The sequence below is a fragment of the Vitreoscilla sp. C1 genome (genome assembly GCF_002951955.2).
In the GTDB taxonomy this organism is placed as follows: domain Bacteria; phylum Pseudomonadota; class Gammaproteobacteria; order Burkholderiales; family Neisseriaceae; genus Vitreoscilla; species Vitreoscilla stercoraria.
In genome coordinates this window covers 2,059,407-2,077,497 of sequence record NZ_CP019644.2, presented here as the reverse complement: position 1 = coordinate 2,077,497, position 18,091 = coordinate 2,059,407, and the positions used below count along the sequence as shown (strand labels likewise).

Sequence of the window (18,091 nt, the reverse complement as noted above, 5' to 3'; positions counted from 1 at the left end):
AAGGACAGCGAAAAAGTAAGGAAAACAAATGATGAAATCAATCAGCTGGGTGTGTGTGAGCTTGATGTTGGCAGCTTGTAGCGGTGCCGATGAAGCAGCGAAAACCAATGCCAAGCAAGCTGCTTCTGGTGTGGCAGCATCGACACCTGTTGCGGTGGCCAGCGCGCCTGTGGTGGCGTTGCCTGCATCGTGCCAACAAATGATCGCCAATATTGAAAAATGTGTGGTCAAATACGAGAAAGAAAATCCTGCCGAAGGTTTGGCTTTGCGCACTGAGTTGGAACAATTGCGTGGGCAAATCAGCAGCGGTACCGATGCCCAAGCTTTGGATCAAGCTTGTAGCGAAAGCAATCGCCAAAGCGCACAAATTCCCGAAACCCAATGTTAAGCGTCCTGTAATATTCTGTGTCGCTTAGATAAATTGGCTATAAAGACATAAGCAGATATTCTTTCGTAATTTCTGAGCACATTGTTACACTGAGCCCCATCTGTACATATGGGGCTTTGTCATGTCTTTTTTTCAAGGTTGGGTCATTCCACAAGTGGATGATGCTACACGCCAAAATGTGTTGTCTAAAACGGCTGTTTTAGAACAACGTCTACAAGACATTGCCCAACGTTTTGATGAGGCACGTTTTGCCTCTAGCTTGGCAGTAGAAGATATGGTCATTACCGATGTCATTGCCCGCTTGCAATTGCCCATTCAAATTTTCACTTTACAAACAGGCCGCTTGAATGTGGAAACTTCAGCCTTGATTCCACAAACCGAACAGCGTTATGGCATTGCATTAAAAGTGATGGAACCTGTGGCTGAGGCGGTGAGTGAATATGAGCACACACACGGTCGTGATGCGTTTTATGAAAGCGTAGATTTGCGCCGTGAATGTTGTCGCATTCGCAAAATTGAGCCTTTGAATCGTGCCATCGTCGGCGCTGATGCGTGGCTCACCGGTCAACGTCGTGAGCAATCTGCCACGCGTGAAGAATTGCCATTGGAACAACACGATGCCAACCACAATATTGCCAAATTCAACCCGATTTTTGATTGGACGGAATTAGACGTATGGGCGTATGTGGCCGCTTATGATGTGCCTGTCAATGATTTATACCATCAACATTATCCAAGCATAGGCTGCGAGCCATGCACCAAACCTGTGCGTTTGGGCGAAGACATTCGTGCAGGACGTTGGTGGTGGGAAAACAAAGACACCAAAGAATGTGGTTTGCATAAATAAAACCATTTTAAGCGTCCTGTAAGCTTTACAGGACGCGCTTCACAACCGATTTAACTTGAATAAAGAAGCAAACATGAGTGATGCAATCAGTAACAAACATTTGGATTGGCTCGAAGCGGAGTCCATTTATATCATCCGTGAGGTGATTGCCGAATCGAAAAATCCTGCCTTGTTGTTTTCAGGCGGCAAAGATTCGGTGGTGTTGCTCGCATTGGCATGCAAAGCGTTCACATATGGTGAGCGTGCGTTGCAATTGCCATTCAAATTATTGCATGTGGACACAGGTCACAATTACCAAGAAGTGATTGATTTTCGTGATCAAACCGTGGCACGTTTGGGTGTGGAATTGGTGGTCGGACATGTGGAAGATTCGATTGCCAAGGGTACGGTGGTGTTGCGCAGTGAATTGGATTCACGCAATGCAGCGCAAGCGGTGACTTTGCTTGAAGCAATCGAAGAACATGAATTTGACGCTTTGATGGGCGGCGCACGTCGTGACGAAGAAAAAGCACGTGCCAAAGAGCGTATTTTTTCGTTCCGTGATGAGTTTGGTCAGTGGGATCCCAAAGCTCAGCGTCCTGAATTGTGGAGTTTGTACAACACGCGTTTATTCAAAGGCGAAAACATGCGTGTGTTCCCGATTTCCAATTGGACGGAAATGGACATTTGGCAATACATCGAGCGTGAAGGTTTGGCTTTGCCACCGATTTACTTTGCGCATGAACGTGAAGTGGTGGAAAAAAATGGTTTGCTCGTGCCTGTGACACGTTTGACACCGAAAAAAGACGGTGACGTGAGCGAGATTCGTTCGGTGCGTTTCCGTACTGTGGGCGATATTTCGTGTACTTGTCCTGTGGCATCGACTGCGGCAAATCCTGTCGACATTATCGCCGAAACCGCCCAAACCACGATTTCAGAACGCAGCGCCACGCGCATGGACGACCAAGTGTCTGAGTCTGCGATGGAAGAGCGCAAAAAAGCCGGTTATTTCTGATTATTGCACTGAATATGAATGTTTTTCAGGACGCTTCTATCCATCATTAAGCGCCCTGAACAAAGGATGACACAGCATGACAACCCCTGTTTCTGTATTGCGTTTTATCACCGCAGGTAGCGTGGACGATGGCAAATCGACTTTGATCGGTCGCTTGCTTTACGACAGCCAAGCCTTACTTGCCGACCAAGTGGCACAATTGAACAAACGCAGCGCTGGTGGCACGTTGGATTTGGCCAGCCTCACCGATGGCTTGGAAGCCGAGCGTGAGCAAGGCATTACCATTGATGTGGCGTATCGTTATTTCAGCACGCCAAAACGCAAATTCATCATTGCCGACACACCCGGACACGAACAATACACGCGCAACATGGTTACAGGTGCATCGACTGCGGACGCTGCGATTGTATTGGTCGATGCCACCCGTTTGGATTTTGAGCAATCGCCATTGCAATTGTTGTCACAAACCAAACGCCATTCTACTTTGCTTAAGCAAATCGGTTGCCGCCATATTATTGTCGCGGTGAACAAATTGGATTTGCTTGATTACAGCCAAGAAAAATTCAAACAAATTGTCACAGCTTACCGTCAATTGGCTGATACTATTGGTTTAAAAGATGTGTATTACGTGCCCATCTCGGCTTTGAATGGTGACAATATTGTCAATTCATCTGAGCACATGCCTTGGTTTGAAGGTGCGCCTTTGTTGACTTTGCTCGAAGGCTTGCCTGCGGCAGCGGATGAACAAATTAGCGATATGCCTGAAGAAGCTTATTTGCCTGTGCAACGTGTGGCACGCCAAGATGGCAGCGCAGCAGATGATTTCCGTGGTTATCAAGGTCGCATTGAGGCGGGCGTGTTCAGTGTGGGTCAAGCGGTGCGAGTGGAACCTAGCGCACGCACCTCAACCATCAGTGCCATTTATGGTGTGCAAGGTGAAGTCGCACGAGCCAGTCGTGGCGATGTGGTGACCATCACTTTAACCGATGACGTAGACATTTCTCGTGGTGATGTGTTGGTAGCATCGGACAGTATCGTTGTGCCAACCAAATTCTTATCCGCTACATTGAGCTGGTTGGATGAGCGTCCACTCAATACTGCGCGCAAATATTGGCTTAAACATGGTACGCAAACGGTTTATGCCAAAGTCAAAGCGATTGATTATGTTTGGGACATGCAAACTTTGGGTCAAACGACTGAAGCGAATGATTTGAAAATGAATGACATCGGTCATGTGCGTTTGAGTTTGATGAAACCGATTGCCGCTTTAGAATATGCCAACAATCGTGCGGCAGGTGCTTTCATTTTGATTGATGATGCTACCAATCACACCGTGGCTGCGGGCATGATTGTGGCGACACAAGACCAAGATGATTGGGCGATTTGATTGCTTGATGAACCAAGAGCGTCCTGTAAATGTTTACAGGACGCTTCAAAATAAAAAAGTTTGAATTAAGGAACGCACGATGCAAACTGTATTACCGTTGACACCTGAGTGGCAGCAACAACTCGAGCAATTTTCGCCAACGCAATTGGCATGGTTGTCAGGTTATTGCTGGGCAAAAAGCCAAGACAGCAATGCCGTAGCCGCTGCCACAGGCGTAGCGCCAAACGCCATTGCGACTGCTGTGGAAGCTACTGCGGCTGCACCTGCTCGCAAAATCACTGTTTTGTCTGTGTCGCAAACAGGCAATGCGCGCCGTGTGGCAGAACAATTATTGGTGCAATTGCAAGAAGCGCAGTTGGATGCACAAATCATTGCTGCGGGCGACTACAAAGCCAAAAACATTGCCTCTGAAGACATTGTTTTGATGGTGACGTCGACTCAAGGCGAAGGCGAAGCGCCTGAAGAAGGCGTGAGCTTGCACAAATTCTTGCATGGCAAAAAAGCGCCACAATTGAATGGTGTGTCGTTTGCAGTGTTGGGCTTGGGTGACAGCTCGTATCCGAATTTTTGCCAAGCAGGCAAAGATTTTGATGCTGTGCTAGAGAAATTGGGCGCAACCCGTTTGGCGCCTCGTGTAGATTGTGATTTGGATTTTCAAGCTGCCGCAGATGCATGGCGCAACGATGTGGCGCAAACCGTGGTCGCTTTGGCGCAGCAAACATCGGTTTCAGCCGCAGTTGCCAGCAGTGCCGCGGTCGCTGTAGCCGTCACTGAGCAGCATTACACCAAAGAAAATCCATTCACAGCGACTTTGTCTGTGAGCCAAAAAATCACGGCCAATGAAGCGAACAAAGATGTGCGCCACATTGAAATTGATTTGGGCGATTCTGGTATTCAATACACCGCAGGCGATGCTTTGGGTGTGTGGTTTGGCAATGATGAGGCTTTGGTCGATGAAGTATTGCGTTTGTCGGTGTTAGAAGGCAGCGAAAACGTGGTGTTGAGCAATGGTGAAAGTGTCAGCATTCGTGAAGCTTTGCTTCATCAAGATGAATTGACACAAAACACGCCACAATTTATCAAAGGTTTTGCACAAATCAGCCAAAATGCCGATTTATTGGCTTTGATTGAAGACAATAAAGCTTTACAGGCCGCTGTCGATTGCACACCGATTGTGGGCATTTTGAATGATTATCCACATCCATTGACTGCCGAACAATTGCACGGCTTGCTCCGTCCATTGACACCACGCATGTATTCGATTGCATCTGCTCAAGCTGAAGTCGATGGCGAAGTGCATTTGACGGTCGGGCGTGTGGCGTATGAGCACCATGGCAATGCGTACACAGGTGGTGCATCGGGCTTTTTGTCTGACCGCTTGCAAGAGGGCGGTGATGTCAAAGTATTTGTTGAACCGAATAAAAACTTCCGTTTGCCTGAAAATGGTGACACGCCGATTATCATGATTGGTGCAGGCACAGGTGTGGCACCGTTTCGCGCCTTCATGCAACAGCGTGATAACAATGGTGATACCGGTGCCAACTGGTTGGTGTTTGGCAATCAAAAATTCACCGACGACTTTTTGTACCAAGCCGAATGGTTGCAATACCGCAAGAGTGGTTTGTTGACGGCTGTATCGACTGCTTGGAGCCGTCAAGGTTCTGAGAAAGTGTATGTGCAACACAAATTGCGTGAAAATGCGGCAGCGGTATGGCAATGGTTGCAGCAAGGCGCGCATGTGTATGTGTGTGGTGATGCTTTGCGCATGGCAAAAGACGTGGAACAAGCATTGCTCGACATCATCAGTGAGCAAGGTCAAATGAGTTTGGACGACGCGGACGAATATTTGAGCCAATTGCGTGAAGACAAGCGTTACCAACGTGATGTTTATTAAATTTGAATAAAAAATGAAGATTTTACAGGACGCTTGTAATGTCAGCGTCCTGTAAACACAAGGAACACAAAATGAGCACAAAAGACCCTCGCGCCAAATTGCCCGATGCACCGTTGTCTGACAATGAACGTTTGAAAAGTCAAAGCCATTTGTTGCGTGGCACCATCAAAGAAGATTTGGGCGATGAATTGACAGGCGGCTTTAATGGCGACAATTTCCAATTGATTCGTTTTCATGGCATGTACGAACAAGATGACCGTGACATTCGTGCCGAGCGTGTTGAGCAAAAATTAGAGCCGTTGAAAAACGTGATGTTGCGTTGCCGTTTGCCCGGCGGCATCATTCAGCCACAACAATGGTTGGGCATTGATGCGTTTGCTACCGAACACACGATGTATGGTTCGATTCGTTTGACCAACCGTCAAACATTTCAATTTCATGGCGTCCTGAAACAAGACATCAAACCAATGCACCAATGGCTTAACCAATTGGGCTTGGATTCGATTGCTACCGCAGGCGATGTGAATCGCAATGTGTTGTGTACATCCAATCCTGTGGAATCGTCTTTGCACCAAGAGGCGTATGAATGGGCGAAGAAAATTTCGGAACATTTGCTGCCTCGCACGCATGCGTATGCGGAAATTTGGCTCGATGGCGAAAAATTTGCGTCCAGCGAAGACGGTGTGGAGCGTGAGCCGATTTTGGGCGAAACCTATTTGCCACGCAAATTCAAAACCACCGTGGTGGTACCACCGACCAATGACATTGATGTACACGCCAACGATTTGAACTTTGTGGCGATTGCTGAAAATGGCAAATTGATCGGCTTCAATGTGTTGGTCGGCGGCGGTTTGTCGATGGAACATGGCAATACCAAAACGTACCCTAACACCGCGCGCGATTTGGGTTATGTGCCTTTGGAATACACTTTGAAGGCCGCTGAAGGCGTGGTGTCGGTACAGCGTGATTGGGGCAATCGCTCTGACCGTAAAAATGCCAAAACCCGCTATACTTTAGAACGTGTGGGTGTGGATGTATTCCGTGAGGAAGTGGAAAACCGCATGGGCGTGAAATTTGAGCCAACACGCCCATACGAATTCACGCATCGTGGCGATCGCATAGGTTGGGTTGAAGGCGAAGACAAAAAATGGCATTTGACTTTGTTCATTGAAAACGGTCGTTTGCTCGATTATCCAAACAAACCATTGAAAACAGGCATGCGTGAAATCGCCAAAATTCACACAGGCGATTTCCGTTTGACTGCCAACCAAAATTTAATCGTGGCGGGCGTGGCGAAAAAAGACAAAGCCAAAATCGAAAAATTGGCGCGTGAACACGGCTTGATGGCGGACAACATCAGCCGCCAGCGTGAAGCGTCGATGGCGTGTGTGTCTTATCCGACTTGCCCATTGGCGATGGCCGAAGCGGAGCGTTTCTTGCCTGACTTTACCACAGCGATTGAGCAATTATTGAGCAAACACGGTGTGGCGGACGAAGCGATTATTTTGCGCATCACCGGTTGCCCAAATGGTTGTGGTCGAGCCATGCTCGCGGAAGTGGGTTTGGTTGGCAAAGCGCAAGGTCGTTACAATTTGCATGTGGGCGGCAACACAGCGGGTACACGCATTCCACGTTTGTACAAAGAAAACATCACGCCTGATGAAATTTTGTTGATTTTGGATGCGTGGATTGGCGCGTGGGCAAAAGAGCGTTTAGATGGTGAATGTTTTGGTGATTTTGCCATTCGCAGTGGCATTGTGAAACCTGTGGTGAATGCACCCGTAGATTTTTGGGATGTCAGCCAAGTGACGGTGTAAGCCATTTGATGATGTGTCACAAGCGTCCTGTAAGTATTTACAGGACGCTTGTTTTTTTAGCGTTGCGCTGTGGTGACATGAAACAAACGTGTGGCAACGCTTTGGTCTTTGCGTGTGACTTCGTCGTGAAAGCTTTTGGTGGTGATATTTTGAAAGCCTGTTTGCGTAAGCAATGCTTCTAATTTGTTGGGTGCATAAGGCTTAAATTGATGACCGACAAATGGCAAGGTTTGCAAAAATTCAGGATCCATATACACCAAAGCCAAGCGACCTAAAGCGCTCAATTGTTGTTTGAGCTGGAGCAGCAAAAATTGGGGTTGATCCCAAAAATAAATGGTATTGACGCTCAAAATGCCATCGAATGCTTGTATGAACGAAGGAATATATTGACCATCGTAATGCCAAAACGTGGCGCGGTAATGGTTGACCATTTCTTGATTGAGCAGATGCGCTTGTTCGCACATCAATTCGGAAATTTCCAAGCCTGTGTAATGGATGTCGCTGCGTTTTTTTAATAAAGGCGTGACATGGGCAGCATTGCCATGTCCGAGTTCTAAGACACGCCCATTGGGCGCCAAACGCATGCATTGCCAACCATTTAAGGTCATATTGATGTTGGTGGCGTGCATCATGTCGGCGATGTCTAAACCTTGTTCGCCTTGAGGGCAGGCTAATTGTTGTTCGATGGCTTGTAATTGTGGGGTGGTGGCCATAATGATGTATTCTAAAAAATGATGATAGTGGGCATGATGCGGTGGTTGGGTTATTGTTATGATAACAGAATGAAGGCGGAGGTTTGGATGAAAGCAAGCTTATTGGTGGTGTATTTGTTCCACAATGAGGTAAAAGTTTTGGCTTCAGACCAAAAAGCTTGGAATTTGGCATTGGCGTTTGCCCATCCACGCAGTTTGGTAGGGAATGTTCCTATTTTAGAACAAGGTTTGCGTTTGTTGTTGCAAGATTATTGGCATGAGCAGACTTATTTACAGCGTTATGTTGGTGTACAGAAAATAGTGTGGGTGTTACCGCCACAAATAGGTGGTTTGAGCTTTTTGGAACTGCGCGTATTAAAAGAATTGTCGCATGTTTTGTTGGGTGGGCGAATGTATGCTTATGTAATTGAGTCTGAGCCATTGAATTATGCGTATTGGCAGGCGAAAATACCCACTTTAAAACGGCTTTGAACTAGGGAAGAAGGTAAGGGGCATGAAGCAAATATTGGCAGCAGGTGTGTTGATGGTGGCAACGGCGTTTGCCCAAGCACAAAACTATAACAATGGCGAAGATTTATCGCGTTTTGTCACCAGTGAAGCGTTTGGAAAAATGTCGGCAGCTGAATTGAAACCGATACAAAAAAAAGTACAAGCGCATTTGGACAAATGTGTAGCGGCAACGGTCAAGCATTTACAGCAAGATTCTAAAAGCCATGGCGTGACGGCAGCGATGGTGCAAAAACACTATCAAGTGTGGGTGCCATATTACAAAACTGGGTGTGAAATTTATGCTGCTGAGCATGAAGAAGAGGCACAAAGCCGTGCTAATTTGCAAATGCGCTGCGAAGTGTTTAGCCAATCGTCTTTTTACAGCAATTTATTGGCTTATCAACACAAACCATTGGAATCTTGCCAATAATAGCGTCCTGTAAAGATGAAAAAAGATGCCGATCAAGCATCTTTTTTATTTCGATGAGGTTCATAGTATAGATTAACGCAGGAATACAGACAAAATCACATTGCTTAAGGTGTTAATCAAAATATAATTTTGATCTACTTTGACCCAGCGTTGGTTTTTACCTGCTTTGGGTAAATGACGTTGTTCTTTGCTATCTGCCCAATATGCTTTGCCACGGTATTTTTTGTTTAATACCTGCCCACGCTTCCAAGTTTGGTGTGCTTGTGTTTTTTTGGGTACAATTTTTTGTTGGTCTTGATATTGATTGTTGTTTTTGTGTGAGTATGATGGGTGGGGTTTTGTATGTGACGAATGAGATTGGCTGTGTTGTGGCGCGGCCATGGCAGGTATGGCAACCATGCTCATTAGACTGGCAATGATAGCGGTGGTGATCAATTTCTTCATGAGTAACTCCTTAGGTTCTATCTGCTGTGGATGGAAACCATCTTAAGCGGTGAAACTTAGAGTTCACTTAGAGAAATATAAAACTAGGTTAATCAATGCTGCATAAAATTTACATATTGTGCAGATGATTTTTTTGGCTCATGGGTGGGTCAATTTATTGTTTTACTTAAAGCGTAAATTTCAATATTAAATTTATCTAAAATAGGATATATTGAAAAAACATAATAATATCATGCGCAAATGACAGATTGAGATGAAATGAATAATAAGCTTTATCGTAAGCAAGTGCCTTCAACGCATGCGATGCGTTGCTTTGAAGCTGCTGCGCGACATTTGAGTTTTACCTTGGCAGCAGAAGAATTGAATATGACGCAAAGTGCGGTTAGCAAACAAGTTGCCATGCTCGAGTACACCTTGAAAATTCAATTGTTTATCCGAGTACGTCAACGTTTGCAACTGGCGCCACCTGGACAATTGTATTTTCAAGAGGTCACCCGTATCTTGGCTTTGATTGAAGAAGCTTCTTTGGAAATGTTGTCTTATGATGATCGTGCTGACAGCATTCGCATCGCGACCCATCCTAGTTTTGGTACCAATTGGCTGATTCCAGCCTTGCAAGGCTTTCGAGAGCGACATCAGTATATTGAATTGACTTTTCAGGATTATGTGGATCCAAGCGACTTGGGCGCCGCAGACATTGATGTGGCATTCATTCATGGTGAAGGACATTGGGAAAATCTGAAGACCATCAAATTGTTTGATGAAGTGATGGTGCCGGTGTGTTCGCCTGATATGTTAGAGCGATATGGCTCAGATGGCATAGAGCAATTGTATTTAGAACAGCCTTTATTGCAATGTCGTACTCGAGTGGATGCTTGGTCAGAGTTTTTTGATTGTATGGATTTGGAGCATCCTAATGGTTATCGTGGCCCACGTTTTGAAACTTGGTCATCGTTGATGGCTGCGGCAGAGCATGATTTTGGCGTGGGGTTGGTGCCAGAATTTTTATTGCAAAAATATTTGAAGACGGGGCGTTTGGTGAAAATGTCGGCGCACAAATTAGAAAGTGCTGGTGCTTATTACATGGCGTATCCAGAACATTTTGCGGCAGAACCGAAAATCATGGCGATTGCCGATTGGATTCAAGAACACTTGTATGAAAAAAGCGCATGAACCAAGCACTAAAATTCGTTTGAAGACTGTTACAGGACGCTTGATACTCTTTGTTCACACATGATTAAAACAAACGGACTCAAAATGAATATCGTGGTAGTTGGAGCGGGAATTGCAGGCGTGTGTACGGCTTGGTATTTGACCAAAGCAGGGCATCAAGTGACGGTGGTAGAGGCTTTGTCAGAAGTGGCACAAGAAACCAGTTTTGCCAATGCAGGTATGTTAACGCAAGGTTATGCAGCCCCTTGGGCAGCTCCCAATGTGGTTAAGCAATCATGGAAAATGTTGCGTGAGCCGAGCAAGCCTTTGTGTATCAAGCCTGATGGCAGCTTGGAGCAAGTCAAATGGTTGTGGAAAATGTATGGTTATTGCAATGCCGAAGACTTTTCTCGCAACCGTCAACACATGTATCAATTGGGCAAACGCAATTTGCAATTGTTGCATCAATTGAAAAATGAATTGGCATTGGATTATGCAGGTCGTGCGCAAGGGACGTTGGAGGTTTTTCGTGCCAGCGGCGATTATCAAGCTTGTGTTGATGACACTGATTTTTTAAACCAACAAGGCATTGCCCATGTATTGCTAGAGCCGCAAAATTGCAATGAGTTTGAGCCTGCCATCGCCACTGACCAATTCAGTGGCGCTTTGCGTTTGAATGAGGATGAAACGGGCGATTGTCATTTGTTTGCGCAACAATTGAAACAATATTGTGAGCAGTTTGGCGTCAAATTTTTGTTTGAACATGCCGTCAGTGCCATTTTAAATGATGGTCAAAGTGTCACAGGCGTGGTTGCAGCTGGCAAAACCTTATTGGCAGACCATGTGGTCTTAACCACAGGTTGTCAAACCAAGCGTTTGTTACAAAGCATCGGTTTGGATGCAATGATTTATCCTGTGAAAGGTTATTCGATTACGGTGCCGATTAAAGATGAAAGTCGCGCGCCACAATCTACTATTTTAGACTATCAATACAAAGTGGCAATTACACGCATGGGTGACCATATTCGGGTCGGTGGCATTGCAGAAATTTCTGGTTGGGACAAAATCAAAATCAGTCACAATGAAGAGACTTTGAAAATGGTGTTGAACGATTTGTTTCCCGGCTCGGCAGATTTGGAAGAAACCCAATTTTGGATGGGCATGCGTCCGATGACACCTGATGGTCCGCCTTTGATTGGTCGAATGCCATTGGCAGGTTTGTCGGTGAATGCAGGTCATGGTACGTTTGGTTGGACGTTTGGCTTGGCGGCAGCAAAATTATTGCAAGAATCTTTGTCGGTGGATTATACCGTACAAAAGCAAAGCCCGTTTTATCCTAGTCGTTATCAAGCGTGATGGTCTGAGTTGGTAAGGTTTACAGGACGCTCTAAGCGTCCTGTAATGTTTTAAATAAGCGTATTAGATTTTTTACAGGACGCTTTAAGCGTCCTGTAAATTGAATCTTAATTGACCAAATTCAAACATTGACCCAAATGGTATGCGCTGAAGCTGGTTTCATAAAACAAAGATTTCAAATTGCTGTTTTTGCATTCGCATTCGCTCACGCCTTTGAATGGCAATGGCAAAATATCTGGATTGCCTTCGATGACGTATTCTGCCATCAAGCGACCCATTAATGTGCCTGTGGTGACGCCACGACCGTTATAGCCTGTGGCTGCAACCACGCCTAATTCAGGTTCAAACAAGCGTGGAATATGGTCGTCGGTAAAGCCAATGCGCCCACTCCAAACATATTCCCATTCAACATTTTTACCCAGTTGTGGGTAGTAAAATTGTTGTACGCGATCGGCCCATTTCTTTAAGAACCATTCAGGTTTGTTGTCGCCACGACCCAAGCTGCCCAAAATCAAACGGCCGTCTTTATCACGACGAATGCTGGATAAAACGGTGCGTGTGTCCCAAGAGCCTTGTTTGTGCGGCAAAATACTGTCGGCAGCTGCGCCTGTTAATGGTTTGGACGCAACTTGATAATAATAGCCTGGATACAAAGCCGAGGTGATATTGGTCCAATCGCCTTCGGTGTAAGCATTGCTGGCAATGATGATTTTGTCGGCTAAAACGCTGTGGCCATTGGAAGTTTGTACCAACCATTGAGAACCTTGGCGTTCAATTTTAACCACTTTGGTGTGTTCGTGTAGGTGTGCACCCAATTTGTGGGCAGCTTCAGACAAAGATTTGGCATAAGCAAATGGATTGACCGTACCACAACGCAAATCCAATAAGGCACTTGGAATTTTATCTGTGCCACAATATTCTTGGCACTCAGCACCTGTGAGCAAGCGCATGTTTGCACCACGACGCGTCCATTGATGATAGCGGTCTGCAATGTCGGCAGAGCCTTTGGCATTGTGCGCCATGTGCAAGGTGCCTGTGTGGGTGTGTTGCGCATCAAGTTGGTATTTTTCAATCATTTCAAATACCAAATACGGCACTTCGCCAAAGGCTTTATTGAATTTTTGACCTGCTTTTTCACCTAAGATTTTTTCAAATTCGTCAGGTTTAATCCAAGAGCCTGCATTGACCAAGCCGACATTGCGTCCTGAACCACCATAAGCCAAATGGGTGGCCTCCAAAACGCGAACATCTTTGCCCAATTCACGCAAGCGAATGGCAGCGTTCAAGCCTGTAAATCCTGCACCAATCACGCAAACATCGGTGCGTACGTCTTCTTTGAGTGCTGCATAAGTAGGAATGTGGTCTACCAAATCCGGCCACAAACATTTGTGTTTCAAGTCCATTGAGTGTTCCTTCTACTGCATAGATTGCGGTGTGTCAGTTGGCAAGTGTCAGTAAATTTTGTAAATCGGCATACAAATTGTCATCCAATTCAATATAGCCTTGTTGTTGGTTTTGGGCGCGTGCTTTGAAGCGGCGTTGTGAAGGCAAGCGTGCACCTGAGGCATTGAATTGGTTTAAGAAGTCTTCGCTACGCTGTTGGTGGGCAGTCCAGTCATCGCCTAACAATATTTTAGGATCAATGGCGATGATGATTTCACCACCATAAGGCAATGTTGGCGTGCCATCGGCAAAAGCCATCGATTCTTGACTGGTCATGTCGCCAATGGCAATGCCTGCGAGCAATTCCACCATGGTCGAAATGGCCGAGCCTTTGTGACCACCAAAAGTCAGCATCGCCCCTTGCATCGCAGCAGCAGGGTCAGTAGTGGGATTGCCTTGGGCATCAATGGCCAAACCTTCAGGCATTTGGGTGCCATGGCGGTGGTGCAATTGAATTTCGCCGCGCGCGGTGGCACTGGTGGCAAAATCAAATACATAAGGCTCTTGTGGATTGATGCGTGGAAAGCCAAAACCCAATGGGTTGGTGCCTAATAAGGGTTTGGTACTGCCAGCAGGGGCGACCCACGCATGGCTAGGTGTGGAATTGATGGCAATCAAACCTGCTTGGGTCAATTGCTCAATTTCTACCCATAATGCTGAAAAGTGGACGCAATGGTTAATGGCCAATAAAGCGATGCCATTTTGTTGGGCTTTTTCGATCAGACGTGGCAAACCCACAGAAAATGCTGTGGTAGCTGAACCCATGTGTGCATCGATTTTGACAATCGAGCCGACATCTTGTGTGATGGTTGGGGTGGCGGTAGCGGAAATTTTGCCATGTTTTAACGTGTCAATCAGACCTAATAAACGCCAAGCGCCATGTGAATGGCATTGATCTTGTTGGGCAGTGACCAAAGTATGGGTAATGCTTTTTTGGTGCTCTGGTGTGAAGCCGTAAGCCGCCAGAATATCGTGACTTAATTGTGTTAATTGCGTTGGGGTGATGTGCATATTATTGTCCTTAGTGTTACAAAACCTTCCCAAACGTAGTTTGGGAAGGTTGCTTCATCAGCTGATTAAAGACTCTGCGTGACGAGCTGTTTGCAGTTGCTCTTTGGAAACAGGCTCCGTACGTGGTACAAACCAACCAGTTAATGCATATAAAATACCGAATAAAGGCGACAACCAACAGAAAATAGCGAATGGTGCGTACACAATGGTTGGAACACCTAAGGTGGCAGTCACAAAACCACCGCCCATATTCCAAGGAATCAATGGAGATACCAAGGTGCCACAATCTTCTAAGGTTCGAGACAAGGTTGTGCGGTCATAACCCAGCTCTTTGTATTTTCCTTGCAACAAGCGACCTGGCAATACCAAGGAAGTATAAACCTCACCCAAAATCAAGCTCACAGCCAAGCCACTACCATAAGTGGCTGACAACAAGCTCATGCGAGATTTGATGATGTTTTCCAATTTACCCAAAATCGCATCAAACGTGCCATAAGTTTCCAAAGCACCAACAAATGCCAATGAGAACATGGTCAAAGTCACGGTCCATGTCATCGACATGACACCACCTTTAGACAGCAAACTGTCAACGGTGCTGATGCCTGTTTGCGCTTTGTAACCATTTTGTAAAATATTAAAGATATCCTTAACTGGAACATCTTGAACAAATATTGCAATCAATGCACCCAAAGCCACACCCAAACAAATGGTACCCATGGCTGAGTATTTGCGGTAACCCATGTAAATCACTACCGCAGCAGGAATCAAAGTTAACCAACCCAATTGGAAATTGGCATTCATGGCGTTTTTGATGGTGTCAGTCGTGGTTATGGCAGCATTGGCTTCACTGTAACCTTGACCAATATAAGCATAAATCAATACTGAAATCACCAAAGCTGGAACGGTACATGGCAACATACCACGAATGTGATCCCACAGATTCACATCGGCCACAGCAGGCGTTAAATTGGTTGTGTCAGACAAAGGTGACATTTTGTCACCAAAAAAGCTGCCTGAAACCACCGCACCAGCTGTCCAATATAAAGGGATGCCCATTGCATCCCCAATACCCATCATCGCCAAGCCAACAGTACCGACTGTACCCCAAGATGTACCTGTTGCTAAGGATACCAAACATGCCAAGATACAGGTCGCAGGCAAGAAAATACTTGGTGACAACACTGCTAAACCAGCATTGACGATGGTTGGTACAGTGCCAGCAGCAATCCAAACCGAAATCAACATACCCACACACATCAAAATCAATACCGCAGGCAAACCCACCTTCATCACGGTGAACATTTGTTTTTCCATATGGCTCCAAGTTTGACCTTTTAGAGCCATGAATAAGCCAGTAATGCAAATACCAATAATCAAAGGAATATGGGGAGTGAAATCTTTAAAGATGAAAAATTGCACTGCCATGATGGCAGTGGTGATGAGTAAAGGTGCCAAATCAAACCAAAAAGGGTAACGCTCTAAATTGCGATATTTCTTAATCATGCTGCAATCCTTTAAAAAAGGGCAATACCATCCCTAGGCTGCTGTTTTGAAAACAGCAGCCTAAGCTTGTTTAAGAGAAATGGAGTATTACAGGCCGACTAGATATGCAATTTAGTCAAATTTGATACCCTGTGCCAAAGGCAACTCACGTGAGTAATTGATGGTGTTGGTTTGGCGACGCATATAACCTTTCCATGCATCAGAACCTGATTCACGACCGCCGCCAGTTTCTTTTTCACCACCAAATGCACCACCGATTTCAGCACCGCTGGTACCGATATTGACGTTGGCAATGCCACAATCGCTGCCAACTGCGCTTTGGAAGATTTCTGCTTCACGAACATCGGTGGTAAATACACAAGAAGACAAGCCTTGAGGTACTTCGTTGTTCAAACGCAAAGCTTCTTCGAAGTTTTCGTATTCCAACACATACAAAATTGGGGCAAAGGTTTCGTGTTTCACCACGTCGGTTTGCGCTGGCATTTCTGCAATGGCAGGTGCCACATAGTATGCATCTGGATACACATCCGCCAATTGACGCTCACCACCGAATACTTCACCACCTTGTTCTTTGGCTTGAGCCAAAGCGTCCTGCATGGCGTTGAAGCTGGCCTCATCTACCAATGGACCGACCAAATTGTTTTCAGTTGGATTGCCAATGGATACGGTTTGGTAAGATTTTTTCAATTTTTCCAATACTTGGGCTTTAACGTCTTTGTGAACAATCAAGCGACGCAAAGTGGTACAACGTTGACCCGCTGTGCCGACTGCACTGAATAAAATCGCGCGGGTGGCCAATTCTAAATCGGCACTTGGCGTTAAAATCATGGCGTTGTTGCCGCCCAATTCCAAAATCGAACGACCAAAGCGAGCAGCTACTGCTTTGCCCACTTCACGCCCCATGCGCGTGCTGCCTGTGGCGCTGATCAATGGCACACGTTCATCATTCACCAAAGCTTCGCCTGCATCACGATCACCTACAATCAGCGTAGACAAATTGGCAGGCGCATCACTGCCAAAACGAGCAACTGCTTTTTCAAACAAGGCTTGGCAAGCGATGGCTGTCAATGGGGTTTTTTCAGATGGTTTCCAAACAATAGAGTTGCCTGCAATCAAAGCCAAGGCTGCATTCCAAGACCAAACGGCAACAGGGAAATTGAATGCACTGATGATGCCGACGGGGCCGACTGGATGCCAAGTTTCACGCATGTGGTGACCTGGACGTTCTGATGCGATGGTCAGACCATACAATTGACGCGACAAACCGACTGCGAAATCACAAATATCAATCATTTCTTGCACTTCACCCAAAGCTTCTTGAGTGATTTTGCCTGCTTCTAGTGTGACTACTTGTGCCAAATCTTCTTTGTGCTCACGCAGAACCTCACCCAATATGCGTACCAATTCACCACGGCGTGGAGCCGGGATTTTACGCCATTGTTCAAATGCCGCTTGTGACTGGTCGATCACAGCGGCCACATCAACTGCAGGTAAATAGTTAACCAAGCCGATGGTGCTGCCATCAATAGGACTGCGTACGATTTGATCACCGCCTTGGTAAATGTTTTTATCTACGTTTAATGCACTGAAAAGGGTGATATCGACAGTATTTAATGTGGTTTGCGTCATGTGTGTCTCCGTGATGTGAGTCAAATTAAATTTGGTCTTTGAAGCATGTATGAATTGGCTTGAAGCCATCATGGTTTGATGGACATCAAATTTTCTGCCTAAGCAGAGTATTACAGCCGTATTTATTTTCGCAAACGAAGTATTAGACTGTACTCATTCTTTTTTGGAATGGCGATAGGATATTTTCTATTGGCAGTCGGTACTTTTTCTACTTTGTGTATTACAACATTTTTTGAGTATTTATCATGCCATTAAATTTATTTTTCATCAGCATGAAATGTAGGTTTATTTAAATTATTTGGATGGTACGGTCTTATTTTGTGTATTGGCTTTAAAAATGATGAGATTGTTTCAATATTAAAAACATAAAAAGCAATATCGAAATATGTTTTTAGAATTTTATATAAAGGTTTTGTTCGATTTTAATATTCATTTTGAGTTTTATAAAAATTAGAAATAGGAAAAAATAGAATGAAGTGAGGTTTTATTTTCGTTTGTCATCTGATGGGTAATTTTGGTTTGATAACAGTCCACACAAGAGATTGACCCAGATAACAGACCGTATCCACGCCATCGGTCAAACCCATCAAGGAA

At 45.4% G+C, this 18,091-nt stretch carries 16 protein-coding genes; 10 read left to right on the top strand and 6 right to left on the bottom strand.

Annotated elements, in window-relative coordinates:
• The first annotated feature begins 28 nt into the window (after window positions 1-28).
• The 6 genes from ADP71_RS10185 to cysI all read left to right on the top strand — a co-directional run bounded on the left by ADP71_RS10185 (window position 29) and on the right by cysI (window position 7,327).
• Window positions 29-388: a hypothetical protein gene (locus ADP71_RS10185; protein WP_019957989.1), complete on the top strand. Its 360-nt coding sequence runs from the start codon at window positions 29-31 to the stop codon at window positions 386-388.
• A 121-nt stretch (window positions 389-509) separates the two neighbouring features.
• Window positions 510-1,235: a phosphoadenylyl-sulfate reductase gene (locus tag ADP71_RS10180; RefSeq protein ID WP_019957990.1), complete on the top strand. Its 726-nt coding sequence runs from the start codon at window positions 510-512 to the stop codon at window positions 1,233-1,235.
• 73 nt (window positions 1,236-1,308) lie between these two features.
• The gene (gene cysD, locus ADP71_RS10175) at window positions 1,309-2,229 is read left to right on the top strand and encodes a sulfate adenylyltransferase subunit CysD (protein WP_019957991.1); all 921 of its coding nucleotides are present in this window, start codon (window positions 1,309-1,311) and stop codon (window positions 2,227-2,229) included.
• 76 nt (window positions 2,230-2,305) lie between these two features.
• Entirely contained in the window at window positions 2,306-3,616 is a 1,311-nt protein-coding gene (locus tag ADP71_RS10170; protein WP_104932129.1) for a sulfate adenylyltransferase subunit 1, read from the top strand.
• 79 nt (window positions 3,617-3,695) lie between these two features.
• On the top strand, window positions 3,696-5,510 hold the full coding sequence (locus ADP71_RS10165; RefSeq protein WP_019957993.1) for an assimilatory sulfite reductase (NADPH) flavoprotein subunit: 1,815 nt from the start codon (window positions 3,696-3,698) through the stop codon (window positions 5,508-5,510).
• Window positions 5,511-5,581: 71 nt separating this feature from the next.
• Entirely contained in the window at window positions 5,582-7,327 is a 1,746-nt protein-coding gene (cysI, locus tag ADP71_RS10160; RefSeq protein ID WP_019957994.1) for an assimilatory sulfite reductase (NADPH) hemoprotein subunit, read from the top strand.
• Window positions 7,328-7,383: 56 nt separating this feature from the next.
• Here the strand turns inward: cysI and ADP71_RS10155 are convergent, their stop codons facing one another.
• Window positions 7,384-8,040, bottom strand: a complete 657-nt coding sequence (locus tag ADP71_RS10155) for a class I SAM-dependent methyltransferase (protein ID WP_019957995.1) — start codon at window positions 8,038-8,040, stop codon at window positions 7,384-7,386.
• 87 nt (window positions 8,041-8,127) lie between these two features.
• On the opposite strand from ADP71_RS10155, the gene ADP71_RS10150 reads away from it, so the two are divergent.
• Window positions 8,128-8,511, top strand: coding sequence for a hypothetical protein (locus tag ADP71_RS10150; protein ID WP_019957996.1), 384 nt, complete (start codon window positions 8,128-8,130; stop codon window positions 8,509-8,511).
• A gap of 22 nt (window positions 8,512-8,533) precedes the next feature.
• A complete protein-coding gene (locus ADP71_RS10145) occupies window positions 8,534-8,959 on the top strand; it encodes a hypothetical protein (protein ID WP_104932126.1) in 426 nt (141 codons plus the stop codon).
• Window positions 8,960-9,031: 72 nt separating this feature from the next.
• On the opposite strand, the gene ADP71_RS10140 is transcribed toward ADP71_RS10145, so the two are convergent.
• A complete protein-coding gene (locus tag ADP71_RS10140) occupies window positions 9,032-9,403 on the bottom strand; it encodes an RcnB family protein (RefSeq protein ID WP_171461137.1) in 372 nt (123 codons plus the stop codon).
• Window positions 9,404-9,661: 258 nt separating this feature from the next.
• On the opposite strand from ADP71_RS10140, the gene ADP71_RS10135 reads away from it, so the two are divergent.
• Both ADP71_RS10135 and ADP71_RS10130 read left to right on the top strand, forming a co-directional pair.
• Window positions 9,662-10,576 carry a LysR substrate-binding domain-containing protein gene (locus ADP71_RS10135; protein ID WP_019957999.1) on the top strand — a complete coding sequence of 305 codons (915 nt, stop codon included), beginning with the start codon at window positions 9,662-9,664 and terminating at the stop codon, window positions 10,574-10,576.
• Window positions 10,577-10,660: 84 nt separating this feature from the next.
• On the top strand, window positions 10,661-11,911 hold the full coding sequence (locus ADP71_RS10130) for a D-amino acid dehydrogenase (protein ID WP_158667249.1): 1,251 nt from the start codon (window positions 10,661-10,663) through the stop codon (window positions 11,909-11,911).
• Window positions 11,912-12,018: 107 nt separating this feature from the next.
• On the opposite strand, the gene amaA is transcribed toward ADP71_RS10130, so the two are convergent.
• The 4 genes from amaA to amaB form a co-directional block, all read right to left on the bottom strand.
• Window positions 12,019-13,314 (bottom strand): L-pipecolate oxidase, encoded by a 1,296-nt coding sequence (gene amaA, locus ADP71_RS10125; protein ID WP_019958001.1) that lies wholly within the window; start codon window positions 13,312-13,314, stop codon window positions 12,019-12,021.
• A 34-nt stretch (window positions 13,315-13,348) separates the two neighbouring features.
• Window positions 13,349-14,365, bottom strand: coding sequence for an Ldh family oxidoreductase (locus tag ADP71_RS10120; protein WP_171461136.1), 1,017 nt, complete (start codon window positions 14,363-14,365; stop codon window positions 13,349-13,351).
• Window positions 14,366-14,422: 57 nt separating this feature from the next.
• Window positions 14,423-15,868 carry a Na+/H+ antiporter NhaC gene (gene nhaC, locus ADP71_RS10115; RefSeq protein ID WP_104932121.1) on the bottom strand — a complete coding sequence of 482 codons (1,446 nt, stop codon included), beginning with the start codon at window positions 15,866-15,868 and terminating at the stop codon, window positions 14,423-14,425.
• 111 nt (window positions 15,869-15,979) lie between these two features.
• Window positions 15,980-17,497, bottom strand: coding sequence for an L-piperidine-6-carboxylate dehydrogenase (gene amaB / locus ADP71_RS10110; RefSeq protein WP_237343009.1), 1,518 nt, complete (start codon window positions 17,495-17,497; stop codon window positions 15,980-15,982).
• Window positions 17,498-18,091 lie beyond the last annotated feature (594 nt).